15 protein-coding genes are annotated in these 17,806 nt (G+C 67.5%); 4 read left to right on the top strand and 11 right to left on the bottom strand.

Going from position 1 to position 17,806, the window contains the following annotated elements; translation table 11 throughout:
* From VGC18_RS11940 to pgl, 4 genes are all read left to right on the top strand, one after another.
* The coding region (locus VGC18_RS11940; RefSeq protein ID WP_331097630.1) for a glucose-6-phosphate isomerase at positions 1 to 1,437 on the top strand (1,437 nt) is incomplete at its 5' end.
* 28 nt (positions 1,438 to 1,465) lie between these two features.
* Positions 1,466 to 3,007 (top strand): glucose-6-phosphate dehydrogenase, encoded by a 1,542-nt coding sequence (gene zwf, locus VGC18_RS11935; protein ID WP_331097628.1) that lies wholly within the window; start codon positions 1,466 to 1,468, stop codon positions 3,005 to 3,007.
* Positions 3,004 to 3,987 (top strand): glucose-6-phosphate dehydrogenase assembly protein OpcA, encoded by a 984-nt coding sequence (locus tag VGC18_RS11930; protein WP_331097626.1) that lies wholly within the window; start codon positions 3,004 to 3,006, stop codon positions 3,985 to 3,987. Before zwf ends, VGC18_RS11930 begins: the two co-directional genes overlap by 4 nt.
* Entirely contained in the window at positions 3,984 to 4,754 is a 771-nt protein-coding gene (gene pgl, locus VGC18_RS11925) for a 6-phosphogluconolactonase (protein ID WP_331097624.1), read from the top strand. The genes VGC18_RS11930 and pgl overlap by 4 nt, the downstream gene beginning before the upstream one ends.
* 289 nt (positions 4,755 to 5,043) lie before the next feature.
* Here pgl and VGC18_RS11920 read toward each other — a convergent pair whose 3' ends face one another.
* The 11 genes from VGC18_RS11920 to VGC18_RS11870 form a co-directional block, all read right to left on the bottom strand.
* Entirely contained in the window at positions 5,044 to 5,409 is a 366-nt protein-coding gene (locus VGC18_RS11920; protein WP_331097623.1) for an RNA polymerase-binding protein RbpA, read from the bottom strand.
* Between the two features lie 8 nt (positions 5,410 to 5,417).
* The gene (gene secG / locus VGC18_RS11915; RefSeq protein WP_331097621.1) at positions 5,418 to 5,669 is read right to left on the bottom strand and encodes a preprotein translocase subunit SecG; all 252 of its coding nucleotides are present in this window, start codon (positions 5,667 to 5,669) and stop codon (positions 5,418 to 5,420) included.
* A 118-nt stretch (positions 5,670 to 5,787) separates the two neighbouring features.
* The gene (gene tpiA, locus VGC18_RS11910; RefSeq protein WP_331097619.1) at positions 5,788 to 6,582 is read right to left on the bottom strand and encodes a triose-phosphate isomerase; all 795 of its coding nucleotides are present in this window, start codon (positions 6,580 to 6,582) and stop codon (positions 5,788 to 5,790) included.
* Positions 6,570 to 7,787: a phosphoglycerate kinase gene (locus tag VGC18_RS11905; protein WP_331097617.1), complete on the bottom strand. Its 1,218-nt coding sequence runs from the start codon at positions 7,785 to 7,787 to the stop codon at positions 6,570 to 6,572. The genes tpiA and VGC18_RS11905 overlap by 13 nt, the downstream gene beginning before the upstream one ends.
* A 15-nt stretch (positions 7,788 to 7,802) precedes the next feature.
* On the bottom strand, positions 7,803 to 8,813 hold the full coding sequence (gene gap / locus VGC18_RS11900; protein WP_331097615.1) for a type I glyceraldehyde-3-phosphate dehydrogenase: 1,011 nt from the start codon (positions 8,811 to 8,813) through the stop codon (positions 7,803 to 7,805).
* 91 nt (positions 8,814 to 8,904) lie between these two features.
* On the bottom strand, positions 8,905 to 9,531 hold the full coding sequence (locus VGC18_RS11895; RefSeq protein ID WP_331097613.1) for a superoxide dismutase: 627 nt from the start codon (positions 9,529 to 9,531) through the stop codon (positions 8,905 to 8,907).
* Positions 9,532 to 9,653: 122 nt separating this feature from the next.
* Positions 9,654 to 10,634, bottom strand: a complete 981-nt coding sequence (whiA, locus tag VGC18_RS11890; RefSeq protein ID WP_331097611.1) for a DNA-binding protein WhiA — start codon at positions 10,632 to 10,634, stop codon at positions 9,654 to 9,656.
* A gap of 85 nt (positions 10,635 to 10,719) precedes the next feature.
* The gene (gene rapZ, locus VGC18_RS11885; protein WP_331097609.1) at positions 10,720 to 11,610 is read right to left on the bottom strand and encodes an RNase adapter RapZ; all 891 of its coding nucleotides are present in this window, start codon (positions 11,608 to 11,610) and stop codon (positions 10,720 to 10,722) included.
* Positions 11,611 to 11,671: 61 nt separating this feature from the next.
* Positions 11,672 to 13,543 (bottom strand): excinuclease ABC subunit UvrC, encoded by a 1,872-nt coding sequence (gene uvrC / locus VGC18_RS11880; protein WP_331097607.1) that lies wholly within the window; start codon positions 13,541 to 13,543, stop codon positions 11,672 to 11,674.
* Positions 13,544 to 13,547: 4 nt separating this feature from the next.
* Positions 13,548 to 16,463 carry an excinuclease ABC subunit UvrA gene (gene uvrA / locus VGC18_RS11875; RefSeq protein WP_331097605.1) on the bottom strand — a complete coding sequence of 972 codons (2,916 nt, stop codon included), beginning with the start codon at positions 16,461 to 16,463 and terminating at the stop codon, positions 13,548 to 13,550.
* 230 nt (positions 16,464 to 16,693) lie between these two features.
* Positions 16,694 to 17,806: helicase-related protein (locus VGC18_RS11870; protein ID WP_331097603.1), on the bottom strand; the 1,113-nt coding region annotated here is incomplete at its 5' end.

Raw genomic sequence — 17,806 nt, 5'->3', positions numbered from 1 at the left:
GCCGTCGTCATCTCCGAGCCCATGGTCGACGACATCATCGCCCTGAGGGACCGGCTGCACGCCGAGGGTGTCGACCATGTTGTGCTCGGCGGCATGGGCGGATCGTCGCTCGCGCCCGAGGTCATCACCCGCACCGCGGGGGTTGAGCTCACCGTGCTCGACTCGACCGATCCCGGCCAGGTGCTCGCGGCGCTGGCCGATCGCCTCGAGTCGACCGTCGTGGTCATCTCCTCGAAGTCGGGGTCGACGGTCGAGACCGCCAGCCAGAAGAAGGCCTACGAGAAGGCGTTCCACGAGATCGGCATCGATCCGATCGAGCGCATCGTCATCGTGACCGATCCGGGTTCCCCCCTCGACGTGTCGGCCAGGGAGGCCGGGTACCGGGTCTTCAACGCCGATCCCAACGTCGGCGGACGCTACTCGGCGCTCACCGCCTTCGGCCTCGTGCCGTCCGGGCTCGCCGGTGTCGACATCCGCGCCCTGCTCGATGAGGCATCCGCCGTCACCGGACAGCTCATGGTGGACAGGGAGGACAACCCCGCCCTCGTGCTCGGTGCGGCCATCGCGGGAACGCGGCCGCTGAAGGACAAGCTCGGCATCGTCTCCGACGGCACCTACATCGTCGGTTTCGGCGACTGGGTCGAACAGCTCATCGCGGAGTCGACGGGAAAGATCGGCAAGGGCCTGCTGCCCGTCGTGCTCGACCTCGACTCCCCCGAGCTCAGCGAGGACCTGCCCGACGTCCAGATCGTGCGCCTCGTCGAGAGCGCGCGGGCGACCCACGAGGTGCGCGACGGCGAGATCGAGGTGAGCGGGACGCTCGGCGCCCAGATGCTCGTCTGGGAGTACGCGGTGGCCGTCGCCGGTCGCCTGCTCGGCATCAACCCCTTCGATCAGCCCGACGTCGAGTCGGCCAAGATCGCCACGAGGGCGCTGCTGGACTCCAAGCCGGAGCCGAGCCGGCCCGTCTTCGTCGAGAACGGCATCGAGGTCCGCGGACCCCAGGAGCTCCTCTCCGGTGTCCAGACCGTCTCCGCCGCCGTCGACGCCCTGCTCGCGACCATCCCCTCAGACGGCTATCTCGCCATCCAGGCCTACGTCGACCGTCACGCGAACCACGAGCTCGCGAAGCTTCGCGACCTGCTCGCCGCCAGGACCGGTCGCCCGGTCACCTTCGGCTGGGGTCCGCGCTTCCTGCACTCGACCGGTCAGTTCCACAAGGGCGGCCCCGCGATCGGAGTCTTCCTGCAGATCACGGCGACCGCCGCGGCCGACCTGGAGATCCCGGACAGCCCGTTCACCTTCGGTGAGCTCATTCAGGCGCAGGCCGCGGGGGACGCGAGCGTCCTCGCCGAGCACGGCCGTCCGGTGCTGACCCTCACCCTGACCGAGCCGGCTCAGAACACGACCGCGCTGTTCAGCGCGCTCGACGAGTAACACCTCTAGAAACAGTTTTAGGAGCCGAATGTCACCGGTGGAAATCACACCGGAGTTCAACCCGTTGCGGTTGCCCTCCGACCGCCGTCTCAACCGAATCGCAGGACCGAGCGCACTGATCATCTTCGGTGTCACCGGCGACCTCGCGCGCAAGAAGTTGATGCCGGCGGTGTACGACCTCGCCAATCGCGGCCTGTTGCCTCCCGGCTTCGGGCTCGTCGGTTTCGCCAGGCGCGACTGGGCGGACGAGGACTTCGCCCAGGTCGTCCACGACGCGGTCGCGCAGTACGCGCGCACGCAGTTCGACGAGGATGTCTGGAAGCAGCTGGCGGAAGGCATCCGCTTCGTCCAGGGAGAGTTCGACGACGACAACGCCTTCCTCGAGCTGAAGGAGACGCTCGCGGAGCTCGATCGCTCGCGGGGCACCATGGGCAATCACGCCTTCTACCTGTCGATCCCGCCGAAGTCCTTCCCGCAGGTGACGGAGCAGTTGCGTCATTCCGGGCTCGCGGACGAGGTCGAGGGCGCCTGGCGCCGGGTCGTGATCGAGAAGCCGTTCGGCAGCGACCTCAAGACGGCCCGCGAGCTGAACCACGTCGTCGAGTCGGTCTTCCCGTCCGACTCGGTGTTCCGCATCGATCACTACCTCGGCAAGGAGACGGTGCAGAACATCCTGGCTCTGCGCTTCGCCAACCAGCTGTACGAGCCCATCTGGAACGCCAACTACGTCGATCACGTCCAGATCACGATGGCCGAGGACATCGGGGTCGGCGGTCGCGCCGGCTACTACGACGGGATCGGGGCGGCGAGGGATGTCATCCAGAACCACCTCCTGCAGCTCCTCGCCCTCACCGCGATGGAGGAGCCGGTGTCGTTCAACGCGGCCGACCTCCGCGCGGAGAAGGAGAAGGTGCTCTCCGCCGTCCGGCTTCCGCAGGACCTCTCGACCGCGACGGCTCGCGGTCAGTACGCGAGCGGCTGGCAGGGCGGCGAGAAGGTGGTCGGCTTCCTCGAGGAGGACGGCATGAACCCCGAGTCCACCACCGAGACCTTCGCGGCCATCCGGCTGGACATCGGCACCCGGCGCTGGGCCGGCGTCCCGTTCTACCTCAGGGCGGGCAAGCGGCTCGGCAGGAGGGTCACCGAGATCGCCGTGGTCTTCAAGCGCGCCCCGCAGTACCTGTTCGCCGAGAGCCAGACCTCCGCGCTCGGCCAGAACGCGCTCGTCATCCGGGTTCAGCCCGACGAGGGTGTCACGATCCGTTTCGGATCGAAGGTCCCAGGCGCCGGGATGCAGGTCCGCGACGTGACCATGGACTTCGGATATGGCCACGCGTTCACCGAGGCGAGCCCGGAGGCCTACGAACGGCTCATCCTCGACGTGCTGCTCGGCGAGCCCCCGCTCTTCCCCCGCCATGAGGAGGTGGAGCTGAGTTGGAAGATCCTCGACCCCATCGAGCAGTTCTGGACGACCCAGGGCCAGCCGGAGCAGTACCGGCCGGGCACCTGGGGGCCCAGTTCCGCCGACCAACTACTCGCCCGCGACGGTAGAACCTGGAGACGCCCATGATCGTCGACCTGCCAGACACCACAACAAGCAAGATCTCGAAGGCGCTCGTCAAGATCCGCGAGGAGGGCGGCGCCGTCGCCCTCGGTCGCGTCCTGACCCTCGTCATCTCGACGAAGCTCGGTCACGAGGAGGAGGCGATCGAGGCGGCGAACGACGCCTCGCGCGAGCACCCGATGCGGGTGATCGTCATCTCGGCCGGAACGGACGGGCCGCCGGCGACCGACGACGAGCCGCGGCTGGATGCCCAGATCCGGGTCGGCGGCGACGCCGGCGCGAGCGAGGTGGTCGTGCTGAAGGCCTACGGCGACACCGCCTCCGACGAGGAGGGACTGGTCACCGGCCTGCTCCTGCCCGACGCTCCCGTCGTGGCCTGGTGGCCGGACGAGGCCCCGGCGATCGCCTCCCAGTCTCCGCTCGGCCGCATCGCGCAGCGCCGGATCACCGATGCGGCGGCGCAGAGCGATCCCCGAGGCTTCCTCGATCACCTGGCGGAGACCTACGCACCGGGCGACACCGACTTCGCCTGGACGCGCCTGACGCTGTGGCGCGCGCAACTCGCCGCGGTGCTGGACCAGCCGCCCTACGAGGCCATCACCGGCATCGAGGTCCACGGGTCGCCCGATTCGCCGTCGACCTTCCTGCTCGCCGCCTGGCTGCAGATGCAGCTGGACGTGCCGGCGAAGCACGAGCTGGTCTCGCCCGCCTACGGGTCCACCGGCATCCAGGGGGTCAGGTTGACCCGGGCAGCCGGTGTCATCGAGCTGGAGCGGATCAGCGCGACGATCTCGACGCTCCTGCAGCCCAACCAGCCCGATCACGACATCTGGCTGCCACGACGCAGCCTGCGCGACTGTCTCGCCGAGGAGCTGAGGAGGCTCGACCCTGACGACCTATTCGGGGAGGTCATCCTTCACGGCCTGGCCGACCTCGACGCGCCGTCACGATTCCCCACCCCCACGACGAAGGCTGCAGACAAATGACGAACGCTCGCCGGGTGCTGGTGCATGCCGATAGGGATGCCCTCGCCGGCGCACTGGCGGCGCGATTCATCACCAAGGTGGTCGACCTCCTCGACCAGCAGGACGAGGTCAACGTCGTCCTGACCGGCGGCACGGTCGGCATCGGAGTGCTCCGGTCGATCAACGAGTCGCCCGCGCGCGACAGCATCGACTGGTCGCGGATGGTGCTGTGGTGGGGGGACGAGCGCTGGCTACCGCGCGGCGACGCGGAACGCAACGACACCCAGGCGAGGGATGCCCTGCTCGACCACGTCGCGCTGCAACCGGCGAACATCCACTGGTGCCCGGCGTCGGACGAACTCGACGACATCGATGCGGCGGCCGCCCTCTACGGCGAGCAGCTCGCGACCGCGGCGCCGGACGAGGCCACCGTCCCCCGATTCGACATCACCTTCCTCGGGGTCGGGCCGGACGGTCACGTCGCCTCGCTGTTTCCCGAGTCTGCTGGCATCCTGGTCCAGGACGCCACGGTGATCGCTGTGCGCAACTCCCCCAAGCCTCCTCCCGAGCGGCTGAGCCTCACCCTGCCGGTGATCAACAGCTCCGACCGGATCTGGCTCGCCCTCTCCGGCACGGACAAGGCCTCGGCCCTCGGCCTGGCCCTCGCGGGCGCGAGCATGATCGAGGTGCCCGTGGCCGGCGTCGAGGGGCGGCTCAGGACCGTCTTCTTTGTCGACAGGGACGCTGCCGCGGAGGTCCCCGAGGAACTGATCGCCACCGAGTACTAGCGAGTACTGGGCTTCGGCACCGCCCTTGCCCGGCGCCGGTCGCCTGTGGCGCGCCATCGCCGGCGGCGCGCCCAGTCACCCGTGGCGCGCCCATTCAGCTGTCACGAACTGCTCGTTGACGACGCTCGGCGAGCAGTTCGTGACAGTTGAATCGTCGGCGCCTGGCCCCGGGGATGCCCGGCGACCGGTGTGCACACTGGTCGGCACACAGGACAGCCGGCACAGACGACGAAGGCCTGCTCGCAGCTCCCCTGAGGGGCGCGGGCCGGCCTTCGACAACGCCGAGGGGCTACTGCGCGGTGAACCGTCCGCGACGGGCCCTGAGCTGCTGGAGGGCCTCATCGAGAAGAACCGCCGCCTCCTCTTCGGTGCGGCGCTCCTTCACGTAGGCGAGGTGCGTCTTGTACGGCTCGAGCTTGGCGACCGACGGCGGGTTCTCCTTGTCGCGTCCGGCTGGGAGACCGCAGTTGGGGCAATCGAGGGTCTCCGGGATCTCCGCTGGCTCGATCGTCGCCAGGAAATAGGGGCTCAGCTCGTGCCCGTTGGCGCACCAGTAGAAGACCTGGAGTCGCTCGGCGTGATATCCACGATCCTGCTCGCCCATGGGACCGGCGCCGACGCGGGAACCGCGGATCGCACTGCCACCTGAAGCCACGATGTCTCCTAACTCGCCGCGTCGAACTTGGTGATGAGACCCAGCACGATGATGCTGGCGACCCAGATCAGACCGAGGATCACGGTGATCCGGTTCAGGTTGCGCTCGGCGACCCCGGATGCCCCGAGGTTGCTGGTGACACCGCCACCGAACATGTCGGAAAGACCGCCGCCACGACCACGGTGTAGCAGGATGAGCAGGGTCAGCAGGAGACTCGTGATTCCGAGCACGACCTGCAGGATGACCTGAAGAATTTCCACGAACAGCCTTTCTGGGGCGCGCCGATCTTTCGTGCAACCGGCCGCTAGATCAGTATAACCAGCGCCGGATACGCCGTGGGCCCGCCGAACCAGGTCGGCGGGCCCACGGCACGGACGGTTATCCGATGTGTTTCTGGAACCGCACGATGCTGGAGAACTCGGCGAGGTCGAGGCTCGCGCCGCCCACCAGTGCACCATCCACGTTCGGCTCCCGCATGAAGCCGGCGATGTTCGACGCCTTCACCGATCCGCCGTAGAGGATCCGCGTCGCATCCGCCGCGTCCTGTCCGATGAGCTCGACGAGAGTCGCGCGCAGCTGCGCGGCGACCTGCTCGGCCTGCTCGGGGGTGGCCGCCTGTCCTGAGCCGATGGCCCAGACCGGCTCGTAGGCCACGACGATGTCGGCTCCGGCCGCGACGCCCGCGAGGGCCGCCTTCAGCTGGGCGACGGGAACCGCGCTGGGTCCGTGCTTCTCGAGATCCTCGGCGGTCTCCCCGACGCAGAGCACCGGGACGAGCCCGTGCCTGATCGCGGCGGCCACCTTGGCTGCGATCTCCTCATCGGTCTCGTTGTGCAGTGTCCTGCGCTCCGAGTGGCCGATGACGACATATTCGCAGTCCAGCGCCTTGAGGAAGGCGCCGGAGATCTCGCCGGTGTACGCGCCGGAGTCGTGAGCGGACAGATCCTGTCCACCGAACTTGAGCTCGTACTTGTCGGCGGCGACCAGCGTCTGGACGGATCGCAGGTCGGTGAACGGCGGGAACACCGCGACCTCGACCGCGTCGAAGGAGTGCTTGGCGTCCTTGAGACTCCAGGCGAGCTTCTGGACGAAGGCGATCGACTGCAGGTGATCGAGATTCATCTTCCAGTTGCCCGCGATGAGCGGGGTCCTGGTGCCTGTCACGCTTGCCATCCGAGAACCTCCAGGCCAGGCAGGCTCTTCCCCTCGAGGAATTCGAGGCTGGCGCCGCCACCGGTGGAGATGTGGCCGAACTGATCGTCGGTGAACCCGAGCGCCCTGACGGCCGCGGCGGAATCGCCACCGCCGACCACGGAGAGCCCCGGAACCTCGGTGAGCGCCTGCGCAACGGTCTTCGTTCCCGCGGCGAACGGCGCGAGCTCGAACACGCCCATCGGGCCGTTCCAGAACACGGTCTCCGAGGCACGGATGACCTCCGCGAAACGGGAGGCCGTCTCCGGTCCGATGTCGAGGCCGAGACCGGCCTCTCCCCAGGGCGAACCCTCGATGTCATCGGCCGGACGCACCTCGTGCTCGGCGTCGGCCCCGAACTTCGAGGCGACGACGATGTCCGTCGGAAGCACGATCTCGACACCCAGCTCCTTCGCCTTCGCGAGGTAGCCGCGGACGGTGTCGAGCTGGTCGACCTCGAGCAGGCTGGCGCCGACCTTGTGCCCCTGGGCGGCAAGGAAGGTGAACAGCATCCCGCCACCGATGAGCAGGGAATCGACCCTGGGCAGCAGGTGGGCGATGACACCCAGCTTGTCGGAGACCTTCGAGCCGCCGAGCACAACCGCGTACGGCTTCTTCGGGGTCTCGGTCAGGCGGTCGAGAACGTCGAGCTCGGTGGCGATGAGGTCACCGGCCGCGCTGGGCAGGATCTGCGCCAGCTCGTACACGCTGGCCTGCTTGCGGTGGACAACACCGAAACCGTCGGAGACGAGGGCATCACCGAAGGCCGCGAGGCCCTCGGCGAAGGCCGTGCGCTCCCCGGCGTCCTTGGCGGTCTCCCCCGCGTTGAAACGCAGGTTCTCCAGCAGGGCGACGTCGCCGTCGGCGAGACCGTCGACGGCCTCCTTCGCGCCGGCACCGATGGTGTCGGCGGCGAAGATGACGCTCTTGCCGAGCAGCTCGCTCAGTCGCTGAGCGACGGGAGCGAGGCTGTACTTGGCGTTGGGCGCGCCGTCCGGGCGGCCGAGGTGCGAGACCACGGCCACTCTGGCGCCGGCGTTGATGAGCCGATTCAGGGTCGGAAGCGAGGCGCGAATGCGACCATCGTCCGTGATCTGACCGTCCTTGAGGGGAACGTTCAGATCACAGCGAAGGATCACTCTCTTGCCGGTCAGCGAGCCGAGGCTCTCGATCGTGCGAAGTGTCATCGTCGTGGACGCGGTTTAGAGGCGCTCTGCGACGTACTCGGTGAAGTCGACAAGACGGTTGGAGTAGCCCCACTCGTTGTCGTACCAACCGGCGATCTTCACCTGGTTGCCACCGATGACCTTGGTCAGACCGGCGTCGAAGATGCAGGAGTGCGGGTCGCCCTGGATGTCGCTCGAGACGATCGGGTCCTCGGTGTAGCTGAGGAAGCCGGCGAGGTCGCCCGCCTCGGCAGCGGCCTTGTACGCCGCGTTGACCTCGGCGACGGTGACGGTGCGGCTGGCCTCGACCGTGAGGTCGGTGATCGAACCGGTCGGCACCGGAACGCGCAGCGCGTAGCCGTCGAGCTTGCCAACGGTCGCCGGCACAACGAGTCCGAGCGCCTTGGCGGCACCCGTCGAGGTCGGGATGATGTTGAGGGCCGCGGCGCGGGCACGACGGAGGTCCTTGTGCGGGCCGTCCTGGAGGTTCTGGTCGGCCGTGTAGGCGTGGACCGTCGTCATGAGGCCCTTCTCGATGCCGAAGGCCTCGATGAAGACCTTCACCAGCGGTGCGAGGCAGTTGGTCGTGCAGGACGCGTTGGAGAGGATGTGCTGCGTGGCGGGGTCGTACAGGTTCTCGTTGACGCCCATGACGAAGGTACCGTCCTCATCGGTCGCCGGAGCGGAGATGATGACCTTCTTGGCGCCGGCGTCGATGTGCTTCTGCGCGTCCTTCGCCGAGGTGAAACGACCGGTCGACTCGATGACGATGTCGACACCGAGGCCGCCCCAGCCGAGGTCCTTGGGGTCGCGCTCGGCGAGGACCTTGATGCGCTTGTCGCCGACGACGATGAAGTCGCCATCGACCGACACGTCCTGCGACAGGCGTCCCGCGACGGAGTCGTACTTGAGGAGGTGGGCGAGCGACTTGGGATCGGTGAGGTCGTTGACCGCCACGATCTCCAGGTCAGCGTCCTGCGCGAGGACCGCGCGGAGATAGTTACGACCGATGCGGCCGAAGCCGTTGATGCCGATTTTGACGGTCAAGAGAACTCCTGTTGCTAGGCGCCACAAGGGCGCGGTTTATTTTTTTGGGTGGTATGGGGAAAGCGGAAGACGACCGATGGGCCGGCCGGCCTCAGGGAAGGATCAGCAGCCCGCTGGTCTTCTCACGGGCGACGGTGAAGCGCTCCTGGACATTCGCCCAGTTGGCGATGTTCCAGAAGGCCTTCACGTAGTCGGCGCGGACGTTCTTGTAGTCGAGATAGTAGGCGTGCTCCCAGACGTCGAGCAGCAGCAGGGGAACGGTGCCGATGGCGAAGTTGCTCTGCTGGTCGAAGAACTGGTTCACGAGCAGCTTCTGCCCGATCGAATCCCAGACCAGCGCTGCCCAGCCCGAGCCCTGCACACCGAGGGCCGCCGCGGTGAAGTGCGCCGTGAACTTGTCGAAGGAGCCGAAGTTGTCGTCGATCGCCGAGGCGAGTTCGCCGGTCGGCTTATCCCCGCCGTCCGGCGAGAGGTTCGTCCAGAAGATGGAGTGGTTGACGTGGCCGCCGAGGTTGAAAGCGAGATCCTTCTCGAGCTTGTTGACGGAGGCGAGGTTCCCCGTGTCGCGAGCCTCGGCGAGCTGGGCGAGCGCCGTGTTGGCGCCGGTGACATAGGCCTGGTGGTGCTTGGAGTGATGAAGTTCCATGATGGTGCCACTGATGCTCGGCGCGAGGGCGCCGTAGTCGTAACCCAGTTCGGGCAACGTGTAGTCAGCCATATAGCGATCTCCTTTTTGTAGACCGGACCAGCGGATTTGCACCCCTAACCCAGGTGACTTTTCCAGTCTAGCGGCGTGCGATGGGGCCTAAAGTCCTATCTCGCCTGCCGTTCAGAAAACGTTCAGGCGTCCTCGTAATCGGGCGGGAGGTTCGCATCCGTGCCCGGGATTCCCTCGTCGGCCGCGCGCTTGTCCGCCATTGCCAGAAGGCGCCGGATGCGACCGGCGACCGCGTCCTTGGTCATCGGCGGGTCGGCGTGGTGGCCGAGTTCGTCGAGGCTCGAATCGCGGAAGCGCAGGCGCAGCTCCCCCGCGTACCTGAGGTGCTCTGGCACCTGCCCATCGAGGATCTCGAGTGCGCGTTCGACCCGAGCGCACGCGGCGACGGCCGCCTGCGCCGACCTCCGCAGGTTGGCGTCGTCGAAGTTCACCAGGCGGTTCGCGGTGGCCCGCACCTCGCGCCGCTGCCGCAGCTCCTCCCAGTTGAGGACGGTCGAATGGGCGCCCATGTGCACGAGCATGGCGCTGATCGCCTCGCCGTCGCGGATGACGACCCGGTGCACACCACGCACCTCGCGTGCCTTCGCCGCGATCTTGAGCCGCCCCGCCGCGCCGACGAGGGCCATGGCCGACTCGTTGCCGGGGCAGGTGATCTCGAGGGCAGCCGATCTTCCCGGATCGGTCAGCGAGCCGTGGGCGAGGAACGCCCCGCGCCAGACGGCCGCGAGCTCCTCCCTGCTGCCGGTGGTGAGCTTGTTCGGCAGGCCGCGGATCGGCCGGCGTCTGGCGTCGAGCAGTCCGGTCTGGCGCGCGAGGGTCTCCCCCCCGTCGAGCACCCGGACGAGGTAGTGGCTCGTCCGCCGCAGACCGGATGCCGAGATCACCGAGATCTCGCTCCTCACGCCGTACAGCTCCGCGAGGTCCTTGCGGACCCTCCTGGCCAGCTGCGCGGTGTCGAGCTCCGACTCGACCGCTATCCGACCGGAGATCAGATGGAGCCCGCCGGAGAAGCGGAGGATCGTGGCCAGCTCGGCGGCACGGACCGTCGTCTTGCTCACCTCGATACGGGCAAGTTCGTCTTTGACGTCGGCGGTGAGGGCCAAACCGGGTTCCTTTACTGTCCTGAGGCCGACGAGCTCGCCGGCGCGATGATTGTCCGCATTCGCGGATGACTGCGACTTCGCGGTGCTATTCGCGGCCGAGGTCGCGGTGTTTCACGCGGACGGCGACGCCGGGCTGGTCCCGCAGGATGCGGGCGAGTCTCTCGGCGACTGCCACGGATCGATGCTTCCCCCCGGTGCATCCAATGGCGATCGTAGCGTGTCTCTTGTTCTCGCGCTGGTATCCCGCCAGAACGGGGGCGAGGGCGAGCGCGTAACCGCGGAGGAATTCCTCCGCGCCCTCCTGCGCGAACACGTACTCGCTCACCACGGGGTCGAGGCCGCTCAGCGGTCGCAGCTCCGGTACCCAGAACGGGTTGGGCAGGAAACGCATGTCGGCGACGAGATCGGCGTCAGCCGGCAGCCCGTACTTGAAACCGAAGCTCAGGACGGTCACCTGCACTCCGGGGGCGCCCGCGGAGGCGAAGGTCTCCGAGATGGCCGTGGCCAGCTGGTGGATGTTGAAGTCGGAGGTGTCGATGATGATGTCGCTGGACTCGCGCATGGGCAGCATCCGCTGACGTTCCGCGGTGATGCCGTCAAGGAGAGTCCCGTCGCCCTGCAGCGGATGCGGGCGCCTCACCTGCTCGAAACGCCGAACCAGCGCCGCATCCGTTGCCTCGAGGAACAGGATGCGCACGGGGATTCCGACACGCAGCGAGTCGATCGTCTCCTGGAGATCGGAGAACAGGCTGCCGCCCCGGACGTCGACGATGGCCGCGATCTTGGGCAGGTTCGTTCCCGCCCGGCCCGCGAGCTCCATGAGCGGGCGGAGCATCTGGGGCGGCAGGTTGTCGACGACGTACCAGCCCAGGTCCTCGAGGGCGTTCCCGACGGTCGAACGGCCAGCACCCGACATGCCGGTGACGATGAGCACCTCTTGATCGGGCTCCGTCTGCTCGTAGCTGTCCTCGGTCATCGGTGGGTCACGCCTTCATAATCGTCGCTGAGGTTTGCCTGCAGTCCAGCTTAACGGCGCATCACTCGTGCAATCGCCCGAAAATGGCCTGGGCGAGAGCCGGACCGATGCCCTTCACCTCGGCGATCGCCTCGGCGTCCGCCGCCCGCAGCCGGGTGACGGAGCCGAAGTGACGGAGCAGCTCCCGCACCCTGGCCGGCCCGAGGCCCGGGATCTCGGCGAGGACGGAGCCGACGTCCTTCTTGCGGCGCTGGCGCTGATAGGTGATGGCGAAGCGGTGCGCCTCATCCCTGATGCGCTGGATGAGGAAGAGGGCGTCGCTGTTCCTCGGCAGGATGACCGGGTAGTCGGAGCCCGGAAGCCAGATCTCCTCGAGCCGCTTGGCGATCCCGCAGAGCGCGATGCCCGTCACCCCGGCGTCGGCCAGTGCCCTGGCGGCGGCGGCGACCTGGGGCTGGCCGCCGTCGACGATGAGCAGATTCGGGCGATAGGCGAACCTCTTGACCACCTCGTCTTCCGCCTCCGCCCGCGTCGTCTCCTCGGCGAGGTGGGCGACCCTGCGGCTCAGCGTCTGATAGATCGACTCCGTGTCGTCGGTGGAGTCCGGGATGCTGAACCGGCGGTACTGGTCCTTGCGCGGCAGGCCGTCCTCGAAGACCACCATGGACGCCACGATGTTCGTGCCGCTGAGGTGGGAGACGTCATAACACTCCATCCGGAGCGGGGCGTCCGCCATGCCGAGCGCCTCCTGGATATCGGCGAGGGCCTGGGACCTGGCGACGAAGTCGCCGCTGCGCCTGGTCTTGTAAAGCACGAGGGCGTTCTTGGCATTTGTGTTCACCGTCTGGGCGAGGGCGGCCAGGTCGCCGCGCTGGGCGACCCTCATGACCACCTTGCCGGTGAGGTGCTGAGCGGAGCGACGAGAGCCGAGCCACAGCTCGAGCTCCTTGGCGTCCTCCGGCAGCTCCGGCACGACGACCTGGCGTGGTGGCGTCTGCTCCCCCTCGTAGGCGTTGTGCACGACGCTCTCGACCAGCTCCGCGAGCTCCAGATCGAGCTCCTTGTCGACCACCCAGCTGCGCACGCCGCGGATGCGTCCCCCGCGCACCGTGAACTGCTGGACGGCCGCGGCCAGCTCGTCGTGGGCGATGCCGAAGATGTCGGCATCCACGTCGCCGTCGAGCACGATCGTATTCTTGGACAGGGCGGTCTCCAGGGCGGCGAGCTGGTCGCGGAACTTCGCCGCGGCCTCGTAGTCCATCGCGGCCGCCGCCTCCCGCATGCGCCTGGCCGCCTCGGCCGTGTAGGTGGAGTCGTTGCCCGCCATGAACGACGCGAAGTCGAGGGCGATCGACTTGTGCTCCTCCTTGGTCACGCGGCCCACGCAGGGGGCGGCGCACTTGCCGATGTCGCCGAGCAGGCAGGGACGTCCGGTCTGCTCCGCCCGCTTGTAGGTGGCGTCGGAGCAGCTGCGCATGGGAAAGGCCTTGAGCATGAGATCGACGGTCTCCCGGATCGCCCAGACCTTCGTATACGGGCCGAAGTACCTGGCGTCCTTGAGACCGCGGTTGCGGGTCACGACCACTCTCGGCACGTCCTCCCCCAGGGTGATGGCGAGGTACGGATACGACTTGTCGTCCCTGAACTGCACGTTGAACGGTGGGTCGAACTCCTTGATCCAGGTGAACTCCAGCTGGAGGGCCTCGAACTCCGTGCCGACGACGGTCCACTCGACGGATGCCGCGCTCAGCACCATCCGCCTGGTGCGCTCGTGCAGGCTCGCGAGCGGCGCGAAGTAGTTGCTCAGCCTCGCGCGGAGGTTCTTCGCCTTGCCGACGTAGAGCACCCGGCGCGTCGCATCCCTGAACCGGTAGACGCCGGGCTGTTGGGGGATCTCGCCGGCCTTCGGGCGCCAGGTGACGGTGTCGGTCATGGGATCACGCCGAGATGCGCTTGCTGGCCTGACGGGACTGCCGGGCCTGACGGGCCTCGGTGGCGAGCATCTCCTTGAGGAAGACCCCGGTGTGGCTCTTCTTCACGGTCGCGAGATGCTCCGGCGTGCCGACGGCGAGCACCTGGCCGCCCCCGGCCCCGCCCTCCGGGCCGAGATCGATGAGCCAGTCGGCCGACTTGATCACGTCGAGGTTGTGCTCGATGACGATGACGGTGTTGCCCTTGTCGACGAGGCCGCCGAGCACAAGCAGGAGCTTGCGCACGTCCTCGAAGTGCAGACCCGTGGTGGGCTCGTCGAGCACGTAGACGCTTCGTCCCATCGAGCGCTTCTGCAGCTCCGTGGCGAGCTTGACCCGTTGCGCCTCCCCGCCGGAGAGGGTCGTGGCGCTCTGCCCGAGGCGCACGTAGCCGAGGCCGACGTCGACGAGCGTGTTGAGGAACCGGCTGATCGAGGAGATCGCCTCGAAGAACTCGGCCGCCTCGCTGATCGGCATGTCGAGCACCTCGGCGATGTTCTTGCCCTTGTAGCGGACCGCGAGGGTCTCACGGTTGTAGCGCGCGCCGTTGCAGACCTCGCAGACGACGTAGACGTCCGGCAGGAAGTTCATCTCGATCTTGATGGTTCCGTCGCCGGAGCAGTTCTCGCAGCGGCCGCCCTTGACGTTGAAGCTGAACCGTCCGGGGAGGTAGCCGCGGGACTTGGCGTCGACGGTCTCGGCGAACAGAGTCCTGATCTTGTCGAAGACGCCCGTGTAGGTCGCCGGGTTGGAGCGCGGGGTGCGGCCGATCGGGGCCTGGTCGACGTGCACAACCTTGTCGAGGTTCTCGAGGCCGGTCACCCTGGTGTGCTTGCCGGGGATCTGCCTGGCGCCGTTGAGCTCGTTGGCGAGCACCTTGTAGAGGATGTCGTTGATGAGCGAGGACTTGCCGGAGCCGCTGACGCCGGTGACGGCGGTGAACACGCCGAGGGGGAACTCCACGGTGACGTTGCGGAGGTTGTTCGCCCTGGCACCCTCGACGACGAGTCTGCGCTTCGGATCGATGGGCCTGCGGGTCGCCGGGGTCTCGATCGAGCGGCGACCGGACAGGTAGTCGCCGGTGATCGACGCCCGGTTGTCGAGAAGCTCCTCGTAGGACCCGGAGTGCACGACCTCACCGCCGTGCTCTCCTGCACCCGGTCCGATGTCGACGATCCAGTCCGCGGTGCGGATGGTGTCCTCGTCGTGTTCGACGACGATGAGGGTGTTTCCGAGGTTCTTGAGCTTGACCAGGGTCTCGATGAGCCTCCGATTGTCCCGCTGGTGCAGGCCGATGCTCGGCTCGTCGAGGACGTACAGCACACCGGTCAGGCCGGAGCCGATCTGGGTCGCCAACCGGATGCGCTGCGCCTCTCCGCCAGACAGCGATCCCGCGGAACGGGCGAGATCGAGGTAGCTGAGGCCGACCTCGATGAGGAACTCCAGCCGCAGCCGGATCTCTCTCAGCACCTGGGCGGCGATCCTCGCCTCCCGCTCCGACAGCTCGAGCAGGTCCATGAACTCGAAGGCGTCGACGAGGCTGAGCTCGGAGACGTCCGCGATCGAGTGGTCGTGCACCGTGACCGCGAGCACCTCCGGCTTCAGACGCTTGCCGTCGCACACCGGGCAGTTGATCTCGCGCAGATAGGCGGCGTAACGCTGTCTGGCCGAGTCGGTCTCCGCCTCGAGGAACTTGCGTTCGATGTAGGGCATGACCCCCTCGAACCCGGTGGAGTACTTCATCTCCCTACCGAAGCGGTTCTTCCACTTCACGGTCACCTGGAAGTTGTTCCCCCTGAGGATCGCCTGCTGCACCTCGGCGGACAGGTCGCGCCACGGCGTCGTCAGCGAGAAGTCGAGGTCCTGTGCGAGCCCCTCGAGCAGGCGCTGGAAGTAGTTGAACAGTCCCTTGCCCGACTGGGTCCAGGGCAGGATGACCCCCTCGGCGAGGCTCAGCGCCGGGTCGCCGAGCAGCAGCTCGGAGTCCACGGACATCTTCGTGCCGAGACCGGAGCATTCCGGGCAGGCGCCGAACGGCGCGTTGAAGGAGAACGTGCGCGGCTCGATCTCGGTCAGCTGCACCGGATGCCCGTTCGGGCAGGAGAGCTTCTCCGAGAAGTTGCGCCAGGCGGTCGGTCCCGTCTCGTCCACGTAGTTGACACTCACCAGGCCGTCGGTCAGCTTCAACGCGGTCTCGAGCGAGTCGGTGAGCCGGGTGAGGATGTCCTCCGCAGCGACGAGCCGGTCGACGACGACCGAGATGTCGTGTTTGATCTGCTTCTTGAGGACGGGCGGCTCACTCAGCTGGATCTGCTCGCCGTCGACGATCGCCCTGGAGTACCCGCCCGCCGCGAGCTCCTTGAACAGGTCGACGAACTCGCCCTTCTTCTGGGAGACGATCGGGCTGACGATCTGGTAGCGCGTTCCCGGCTCCAGCGTCATGAGCTGGTCGGCGATCTGCTGTACGGTCTGGCGCTCGATCCGCTCCCCGCAGACCGCGCAGTGCGGGATGCCGATGCGCGCCCAGAGCAGGCGCATGTAGTCGTAGATCTCGGTGATCGTGCCGACGGTCGACCGCGGGTTGCGGTTGGTCGACTTCTGGTCGATCGAGACGGCGGGGCTGAGGCCGTCGATGAAGTCCACATCGGGCCGATCGACCTGGCCGAGGAACTGGCGGGCGTACGCCGACAGCGACTCGACGTATCGGCGCTGACCCTCGGCGAAGATGGTGTCGAAGGCGAGTGACGACTTGCCTGATCCGGAGAGCCCGGTGAAGACCACGAGCGCGTCCCGCGGGATCTCGAGGTCGACACCCTTGAGGTTGTGGACTCTCGCGCCATGAACCGAGAGCTTCGACGAGGACGTTACGCGGGAAATGGACACTCTATAGAGTCTACGGAAGCCACCGACATCGGTCCCCGGCGTTCGCGGGTGGCGGAGGAATGCATCCCTCGCGGCGGGGCAACGACCTCGCGGCGGGAGCAACGACCGTCTGCGGCGGTGAACCTGACTCGCGGCGGGAGTAACGCCTCCCGCCGCGACGGTGTTTCTCCCGCCGCCGGGTTCGACGGGCCGCAGGATGCTCGGGCGTCGGCCAGGTGCGCGGGCGCCGGTCAGTTGAGGTGACCGGCGGCCTCCATCTGCCGCAGCTCCTTCTTGAGGTCGGACACCTCGTCGCGCAGCCGGGCGGCGAGCTCGAACTTGAGCTCCCCCGCGGCCTGCAGCATCTGATCGTTGAGGTCGCGGATGATCGACTCGAGGTCGTTGGCGCCGCTGGCCGCCAGGCCGCCGTGCTGCAGCCCGGCCCGCTTGAGGTTCGGTGTCGGCGCTCGCTTGCGCCCGTCCCTGCCGGAGAGCAGCTCCGCCGTGTCGGCGTCCTCGCGGTTCAGCTGATCGGTGATGTCGGCGATCTTCTTGCGGAGCGGCTGGGGGTAGACCCCGCGCTCGAGGTTGTAGGCGACCTGCTTCTCGCGGCGCCGGCTGGTCTCCTCGATCGCCTGCTTCATGGAGTCCGTCATGACGTCTGCGTACATGTGCACGGCGCCGGACACGTTCCTCGCGGCGCGGCCGATGGTCTGGATGAGCGAGGTCGATGACCGGAGGAAACCCTCCTTGTCGGCGTCCAGGATGGCCACGAGGGACACCTCTGGCAGGTCCAGCCCCTCCCTGAGGAGGTTGATCCCCACCAGCACGTCGTAGACGCCCTGACGAAGCTCGGTCAGGAGCTCCACCCTGCGCAGCGTGTCGACGTCGGAGTGCAGGTACCGGACCCGCACGCCCGCCTCGCCGAGGAACTCGGTCAGCTCCTCGGCCATCTTCTTCGTGAGCGTCGTGACGAGCACGCGTTCGTCCTTCTCGACGCGCACACGGATCTCTTCGAGCAGATCATCGATCTGGCCCTTGGTCGGCTTGACGATGATCTCGGGGTCGATGAGTCCGGTCGGACGGATGATCTGCTCGACGACCGAGTCGGTGATACCCATCTCGTACTTGCCGGGGGTCGCCGAGAGGTAGACCTTCTGGCCGACCCTGTCGAGGAACTCGGGCCAGGTGAGCGGGCGGTTGTCGAGCGCGCTCGGCAGCCGGAATCCGTGTTCGACGAGCGTGCGCTTGCGGGAGGCGTCACCCTCGTACATCGCACCGATCTGCGGAACCGTCGCGTGCGATTCATCGATGACGACGAGGAAGTCGTCGGGGAAGTAGTCGAGGAGGCAGTGCGGTGCTTC

It is taken from the genome of Lacisediminihabitans sp., assembly GCF_036404185.1.
Classification (GTDB): Bacteria; Actinomycetota; Actinomycetes; order Actinomycetales; family Microbacteriaceae; genus Lacisediminihabitans.
Note: the sequence above shows the minus strand (reverse complement) of the source record. Positions and strands in the feature narration are given on the sequence as shown.